The following is a 7,653-nucleotide window of genomic DNA, read 5'->3' on the forward strand; positions in this document are numbered from 1 at the left end:
GGATGCCATTGACGCCTACGAGCGCAAGCTGGTGAAGCAGATCGAGGTGGCGGCGGCCACGGTGGAGGGCGCGCATAACCGGCCGTATGTGAAGTTGCTGGCGGTGACGAGCAAGCGGGGGGCGCCGACGGCCAAGGTTGAGTTGGATATAGAAACGCCGGGCGGGGTGCAGCGGAAGACGCAGATTGTGCAGGATGGCGACAATCTGGAGATGACGACCGGGCGAGCGGTCTATCACGATTGCCGGATCGGCGAGATCAACGCGCGGAAGGGCGCGGAGTTCATGGAGTTGCGGGTGCCGGGCGGCGAGCAGTATCTGAAGCCCGGAGAGGCTTACGGCGATGTGCAGGCCCTTGCCTTTCAGCGTGAGTTGATCCGGCGCACGATCAAAGAGCACCTGGACAAGGAGATGCGGTTGCGGCCGCAGGGGATCAAGGTGCTGAGCCTCTTCTTCATTGACCATGTGGAGAACTATCGGCAGTACGACGCGGACGGCAACGCCGTCAAGGGGCCGTACGCAGCGATCTTCGAGGAGGAGTACCGGCGGTTTGCGAACCATCCGGACTACTGCACGCTCTTCAAGGAAGTGGACCTGAGCCGTGCGGCTGAGGAAGTTCACGATGGGTATTTCTCCATCGACAAGAAGGGCGGATGGACCGACACGGATGAGGGCAATCAGGGTAGTCGGGAAAACGCGGAGCGGGCGTACAACCTGATCATGAAGGACAAGGAGCGGCTCCTCAGTTTCGAGACGCCGCTCAAGTTCATCTTCAGTCACTCCGCGTTACGGGAGGGATGGGACAACCCGAACGTGTTTCAGATTTGCGCGTTGCGCGAGATGGGATCGGAGCGCGAGCGACGCCAGACGATCGGGCGCGGCTTGCGCATCTGCGTAAACCAGGAGGGCGAGCGGGTGCGCGGATTCGAGGTGAATACGTTGACCGTGATCGCGACCGAGCGCTACGAGCAGTTCGCGGAGAACCTCCAGAAGGAGATCGAGGCGGACACGGGCATCCGGTTCGGGATCGTGGAGAAGCACCAGTTCGCGGCGGTGGTGGTCAGGGATGCGGACGGCGTTGAGGCGCCGTTGGGCTTCGAGCAGTCGAAGGTGATCTGGGAGCACCTGCGGGACGGGGGGATGATTGACGGCAAGGGCAAGGTGCAGGAGGCGCTGAAGCGGGCGTTGAGGGACGATACGCTCGCAGTGCCCGAGGCATTCGAGCCGCAGCGGGAACGGATCGCGGCGATACTGCGGAAGTTGGCCGGCGGGTTGGTGATCAAGGATGCGGATGGGCGTCGGCCGGTCCGGCCGCGGCAGGCGATCCTGCATGGTCCCCAGTTCAAGGCATTGTGGGACCGGATCAAGCACAAGACCACGTACCGGGTCGAGTTCGACAACGAGAAACTGATTGCCAGTTGCATCGAGGCCCTGCAGAAAGGCCCGGCGATACCGAAGGCCCGTCTCCAGTGGCGCAAGGCGGATCTTCAGATTGGCAAGGCCGGGGTGGAGGCAAGAGAGCGCGCCGGCGCGGCGACGGTGACCTTGGACGAGACGGACATCGAGTTGCCGGACCTCTTGACGGAGTTGCAGGACCGGACGCAACTGACGCGGCGCACGATCTGCCGCATCCTGGTGGACAGTGGGCGACTGGACGATTTCAAGCGCAACCCGCAGCAGTTCATCGAGATTGCGGGCGAGGCGATCAACCGCAGCAAGCGGCTGGCGATTGTGGACGGGATCAAGTACCAGCGCATCGGCGACAGCGAGTACTATGCCCAGGAGTTGTTCGAGAAGGAAGAGTTGACCGGGTACCTGAAGAACATGCTCTCGGAGACGAAGAAGTCGGTTTACGAGTCCGTGGTCTGCGATTCGGAGGTCGAGTCCGGTTTTGCCGATGATTTGGAGAAGAACGACGCCGTGAAGGTGTACGCCAAGTTGCCCGGCTGGTTCAAGGTGCCGACTCCGTTGGGATCGTACAACCCGGACTGGGCGGTGCTGATCGAGACACCCGATGGAGAACGGCTGTACTTCGTGGTGGAGACCAAGGGCGGTCTGTTCACGGACGACGTGGGGGACAGGGAGAGCGCCAAGATCGAATGCGGTAAGGCGCACTTCAAGGCCCTGGCGGTGCACGAGGCACCCGCGGCGTACGTGGTGGCGAACAAGTTTGCGGATGTGCTGGCGAGGGTATGACAACTGGTGCCAGATGGACACCGTGTGGCATGGCATACGAGGAAAGGAAGAGAGCCGTGAATCAAACAGAGCAGAATGAAACGGAAGCCGCGAAAGCAGTCGAACTGGACAAACTGGGTTTGCCTACAACCGGGTGGATCTGCACAGGATGGACGGACATGGGAACCGCTAGCAGCAGATGCGAACTCTGCAAAACGGCGATTCGATATGTACACACGATGACGAACACGAACTGGCGAGAAATACTACGAGTAGGGTGTATTTGCGCTGCGAAGTTAGAAGCAAGACCTGGTTTGGCGGAACTGCGTGAGCGTTTTATGAAGAATAGACCTGCCAACTTGGAGAATTTCAAGATGGGAGTATGGAAGCGTTCAGCGAAGGGAAACCTTAGCACCGAGTACTTGGGAAACAAAATAACCCTAGTCGAGAGGCCGAAAGGGGCAAACACGTGGGAGTACTCGCTGAACATAATGAAATCTGAGAAATACGATATGAAAGACAACCAGACAGTATTCTCAAAAAGTGTATTCAGTACTTTTGAAGAGGCCCAAGAAGCGGCCTTTGACCACGTAATCAGACTGGAATGGCTGAATGAGCCGAGAGTTAGGTAAACGCGGTTTTGGAGCTTGCCGCCACTGCAAGGCCATAGGGAGAGGGAGTGCAGATGTAGGCTTTGTTCTGACGACATGTGATGCTGGGCATTGAGCAGCAGGAGAGAATGTGGTGCGTGGGTGGGTGGGTGGGTGGGATGGATAGTGGAGATGTGGGGGCAAAGTATGGGGGAAAGAGAGCGGGCTGGCGGATCGGCGGTTAACACAATACCCCTGGCCGTGCGTTTCGCGCGGGCGTTGGGTTCAAAGAGCTGGGTTGAGCGGATTTTCTGGAGCGTGCTGATGACCGATCTTCCGCTGGAGGCGCAGCGACGGTAACGTTGTAACGGGAGTGGCATGAGCGATCAAAACAACAACGGCGCAAACGATGGCGCGGGAAGCGTGTGGGAGCCACGAACGATCAGCATCTTCGGCGAGGACTTCACCGTGGAACTGAAGCCGCGGGTAACGCCGCTTGCGCAGTTGTATGATGACCCGGACCGGCCGGATGATCCTAGTTTTCTGGTGGGGATAAACCGCAGACCGCAGCCGGGTGATGATCCGCTGCGTCAGCTTTTCGAGTCATACAGACCCGATCTGCCTGAAGGGCCGATCTATGATCAGGACGCGGCGGCAAGGCAGAGAACCGGCGAGAGCCTGACAAGGGACGGCGTCCAGATGGAGTTGGTCGGAAAAGTGAAGACATGGACGCTCAGCCTGGCTGTGGCGCCGCCAACGATGCGCGGGCTGCCCGACGTGATCGAGCGAGCGCCTGATGGATGCGGCAGGGATGGATGTTTGAGAATACGGGGCGTTGCGAGGTACCGTGATGATCCAACGGACTACTACGTCTTTTACATCGAGGAAATGGACACCGCTGACGAGGACAGAATACGGATCGCGGTAAGCCAGAAGAGGCAGCAGAAGGCTGAGTTGCAGGCTTTCAGAAAGGACGGCACGCAGGACAGTGGGCCGTTCGATCAATTACCGACTGCAAAGGTCAAGGACGGTGACTGGCGAGAAATCACCCTGTCGGATGGAAAGACACTGACGTTCAGCGAGCGGAGAGTGGGCCGAGGCCAGGCACTGCGGGCAATCTGGGAGTATTGCCGTGAGAATAGCACGTGTGAGTTTCAGTGGGGCGTTGTCCAGGGGAATTACAATAGGAGCGGGCAAGAAGGCGGGGCCATCGCCGGGAGGAGGTTGGATCATGACGTGTTCGCCGGAGAACAAGACGACCTGAAACTGATATTTGCGCGCCTGGGCCAAAAAAAAGAGCAGAGGTACAAACTGCTGGTACGGTTCAAAGTGACCTGAAAACGGCGCAGTAAGGATGGATGGTTTGGGGCGTGTTGCGTAAAGCAACGCGCCCTTTCTGTTTTGGCAGTGCCCTGATAGTTGCCCGGATCAAAGAGGCCGCAATGCAACTCCGACGGAACTCCGACGAATGTCCGACAAGATCGGACGTGACCGTGATAGCCATTATAGGCCCACAAGGTTCACAATATTTGCAGCACCACCCAATAGGCCGAGTGGCCGGAACGGCGTCAAGTTGATGCTGATCGAACGGGTGGCGACATTAACAAAACCCAGAAAGGGGTCCTATGAAACCGATTACTATCGGTGGCGAAATGTTCCCAAAAAAGGCGGCGGCCGAAGAGCGGTGCCGCGAAATGCTGGCTCGTTACACGGGGATGACAATCCCGCCCGGCCCGGACCGGGACTTTGTGGCAGCGCTGCTTGAGCGACACCCAGGTGCCGCAGAAAAGACGGCCAGGGGGGTTGCTGGCTTCACGGTTGTGCTTGAGCCAGCGACGTGCGGTAAGCGGGCAAGCCACCATTTTGCCGTGGTGTGCGATGACGGGACGCTGGTTGATTTCAGCTTCCCAAAATGCCTGAACGGTGAGACCCCGCGAAGCAAAGGGCTGGCGGCGATGCGCCACGCGATTGCTGACCAACTCGCGGAGGCGCGGGCGGCGGGTTGCGGGCTGGATGGCGAAGTGCACGCGCATCACGCGGGACGGAGCTTCCGTGAACTGGCGGCGGAGTGGCTGGCAGTCGAAGGGCTGAGTTTCGAGACACTGGTGTTGGCCTGTGCTGCTGACGGGATCGGATCCGTAATGGCGGACCTCCGGCAGCGCTCGTCCTGGCAGCGGTTCCACCGCGAGCATGCGGTGTTGGTGCCGATGGACGCCCGCGAGCACCTGCGGCTGCCTAGGGGTCCCAGGGAAGGAGCACCAAATGAGAAGGAGGCCGCATGAGTGTTGCCGGCGATAGCTATCAGCGTTGCCTCTCGCGCCTGCCCCCGCCCGGTGGCGGGGGCGCGCACCAGGCGATCTTCGGCGCCGGGTGTTACGGAGCGCGGGCCGGGGTGACGGTCGAGCAGGTGTGCGCGGACGTCCGCGAGCACCTGCCGCGGGGTAAGCGCGATGTGAGCGACCGTGAAATAGAAGAGGGCGTCCGCGCGGGGTTCGTGGAGGTCGCAGGCGGGTCGGCGAGGCCGCGGCGCCCGGCGGCGCGGGTGGCACCGGGGACCTTCGAGCGGATCGTGCAAGAAGGACACGGCGCGACAGAGGCTGATATAAGGGCCCGTTCGCCGATGCCAATCGACTGGCCGGACTGGGAGTCTTCCTGGCGGGTTCTGGATGCCTTGTACGCGCCGACTGAATTGATTTTCGTCGGTGAAGAGAAACAGGTCGGACGGATCGGCGAGACGATCCGTCCAGCCGGGGAGTGGGTGGCAGTACTGAAAGCGTTGGGGAGGGTTCCCTGGCCAAAACTCGGCGTGAACCCACTCACCGGCCGGGTTGCACCGAAGAAATCGGGAGCGGGCGTGACGCTACGAGGGGACGCCTGCGTTGCCGCCCACCGGTTTGCTGTCGTCGAAATGGATGGGGCGAGTCTTAGCGACCAATTGGCTTTTTGGGTCGCGGTGCCCCGGTTGCCAGTGGCCGCCATCGTACACTCATCCGGAAAATCTATACACAGTTGGGTGCGTACCGATTGTGCAGATGCCGCCGAGTGGAGACAGAAGATCGAAGGGAGGTTGTTCCCATCGTATTTGGAGCCGATGGGCGTCGACGGCGCATGCAAGAACGCCAGCAGGATGAGTCGGTTGCCGGGGCATGTTCGGGTAGACACGGGGCTAGTCCAGCGGTTGCTGTACCTAGCCCCAACAGGAAGGGCGGTGAACGGATGAAAGAGGCGATTGCGGAGTTCGAGCAGGCTCTGGTGGCACAACCGCCCGAGGCTTACTACGACGTGGGCAGAAAGGAATACCTGATGCAAGACAAACGCGGAAACTGGTTTGGGTTAACGGAGGCACAATATAAAAGGGTGCTCAGGCAGCACGGTGTGTCGGCGCGGGCGGATGAGAAGGGCGGCTTGTCCCCGCAAGATGAGGCGATACTCAACCTTCAACAAGACCGTAACGTGATGTGGTCCGGGGCGCTCGCCGGTTACAAGACGGGTTTCTATGAGATGAGCGGAACTCGGGTGTTGGTCACTTCGTCGCCGCGGATCATCGAGCCGGCCGAGGGTGGGTGGGCCATTCTGAAAGGAGTAATCGAGGGTGTGCTCGGGAACGACGGCGCGCAGGTGGCGCATTTCCTGGGCTGGCTGAAGGTCGGGTACGAGGCGCTGCGCGCGGGTCGGCGCCAGCCCGGCCAGGTGGTCGTGTTCTGCGGCCCGCATGGAAGCGGGAAAAGTCTGGTGCAGCATGTGGTAACGCAGGTCTTGGGCGGACGCTGCGCCAAACCTTATCAGGCGATGAGCGGCGGAACTTCGTTCAACAGCGACCTGTTCGGGGCGGAGCACCTGGTGGTCGAAGATGAGCAGGCGTCAACCGACATCAGGGCCCGGCGCAACTTCGGCTGCCAGATTAAGAACGTGACCGTTTGCGTGGACCAGCGGTTGCACGCGAAACACCGCGACGCAATCGTGCTTCGGCCGTTCTGGCGGATGAGCGTCAGTCTGAACTCCGAGCAAGAGAATATCATGATCATCCCGCCCCTCGACGATTCCCTCGAAGACAAAATCATGATCTTCCGGGCGGTGTGGCACAAGATGCCGATGCTCACCGGAACGGCGGAGCAGCGGGACGCGTTCTGGGCGGCGCTGGTCGCTCAAGTGCCGGCCATGCTGGCGGAATTGGTGGCGATGGAGATCCCGGCGGAGTTGAAGTGCGAACGATTCGGGGTGAAGCATTACCATCATCCGGAGATTGTCCGAATGCTGAACGAGGTGGCCCCTGAATTCCGGCTGCTGGCGCTGATTGACGCGACGCTGTTCCCGCCGACCGACGAGGGCCTGCCGGGCGTGGCCGAGGCGCGCACCGAATGGACCGGGACGGCCGAGGCTTTGCAGGCGCTCCTGACCGGAACGGGATCGAGTCACGGATACGAAGCCCGGCAGGTCTTGAGCTGGGCCAATGCCTGCGGCACTTACCTCGGTCGGCTTGCCAAGAGGCGGCCGGATCGGGTAAAGCAGGAGCGAAGCGCGGACAGCAGAAGCTGGCGGGTTTTCCGGCTGCTTGAGGGGTCAGACACTGGCCGGAAGGAGGTGGATGGCGTTTTATGACGCGATGACGGACTGTTTTGTATATCCAAGAAAAAAGTTAATAAATAGGACAGGTAGAGGGTGCGGGGCATGTATGGAGGATTGTGGGTAAGTCGGCGTCACGGCGTCATGGCTTGGCCCGACTGAGGGCGACGACAGGGGGCCTGATCAAAAGAGGTGCGATCAGGCCTCACACAAGTTAAAAACAGAAGGCTGCTTGCGGGCGGTCGGAACGAGGAGGCGGGTTATGGGAGTTTGCAGCAAATGTAAATGGGCGATCAAGATTGCGAATGGGGAACTTAAGGACACCCC

General features: G+C 60.4%; 6 protein-coding genes. All 6 read left to right on the forward strand.

Translation table 11 applies throughout. From position 1 onward, the window contains the following. Positions 1 to 2,194: restriction endonuclease subunit R (locus FJ222_11075; protein ID MBM4164962.1), on the forward strand; the 2,194-nt coding region annotated here is incomplete at its 5' end. A 29-nt stretch (positions 2,195 to 2,223) separates the two neighbouring features. Further along, positions 2,224 to 2,805, forward strand: a complete 582-nt coding sequence (locus FJ222_11080) for a hypothetical protein (GenBank protein ID MBM4164963.1) — start codon at positions 2,224 to 2,226, stop codon at positions 2,803 to 2,805. Between the two features lie 336 nt (positions 2,806 to 3,141). Beyond that, positions 3,142 to 4,101 (forward strand): hypothetical protein, encoded by a 960-nt coding sequence (locus FJ222_11085; protein MBM4164964.1) that lies wholly within the window; start codon positions 3,142 to 3,144, stop codon positions 4,099 to 4,101. Between the two features lie 287 nt (positions 4,102 to 4,388). Then, positions 4,389 to 5,045 (forward strand): DUF3223 domain-containing protein, encoded by a 657-nt coding sequence (locus tag FJ222_11090; protein ID MBM4164965.1) that lies wholly within the window; start codon positions 4,389 to 4,391, stop codon positions 5,043 to 5,045. Further along, on the forward strand, positions 5,042 to 5,983 hold the full coding sequence (locus FJ222_11095) for a hypothetical protein (protein MBM4164966.1): 942 nt from the start codon (positions 5,042 to 5,044) through the stop codon (positions 5,981 to 5,983). Before FJ222_11090 ends, FJ222_11095 begins: the two co-directional genes overlap by 4 nt. Further along, positions 5,980 to 7,362 carry a hypothetical protein gene (locus tag FJ222_11100; protein MBM4164967.1) on the forward strand — a complete coding sequence of 461 codons (1,383 nt, stop codon included), beginning with the start codon at positions 5,980 to 5,982 and terminating at the stop codon, positions 7,360 to 7,362. The genes FJ222_11095 and FJ222_11100 overlap by 4 nt, the downstream gene beginning before the upstream one ends. Positions 7,363 to 7,653 lie beyond the last annotated feature (291 nt).

Source organism: Lentisphaerota bacterium, assembly GCA_016873675.1.
Classification (GTDB): domain Bacteria; phylum Verrucomicrobiota; class Kiritimatiellia; order RFP12; family JAAYNR01; genus VGWG01.

Bases quoted from the DNA above. Each gene is read 5' to 3' on its own strand.
- FJ222_11090 (MBM4164965.1), top strand. From the start codon at position 4,389: ATGAAACCGATTACTATCGGTGGCGAAATGTTCCCAAAAAAGGCGGCG.
- FJ222_11085 (MBM4164964.1), top strand. From the start codon at position 3,142: ATGAGCGATCAAAACAACAACGGCGCAAACGATGGCGCGGGAAGCGTG.
- FJ222_11080 (MBM4164963.1), top strand. From the start codon at position 2,224: ATGGCATACGAGGAAAGGAAGAGAGCCGTGAATCAAACAGAGCAGAAT.
- FJ222_11100 (MBM4164967.1), top strand. From the start codon at position 5,980: ATGAAAGAGGCGATTGCGGAGTTCGAGCAGGCTCTGGTGGCACAACCG.
- FJ222_11095 (MBM4164966.1), top strand. From the start codon at position 5,042: ATGAGTGTTGCCGGCGATAGCTATCAGCGTTGCCTCTCGCGCCTGCCC.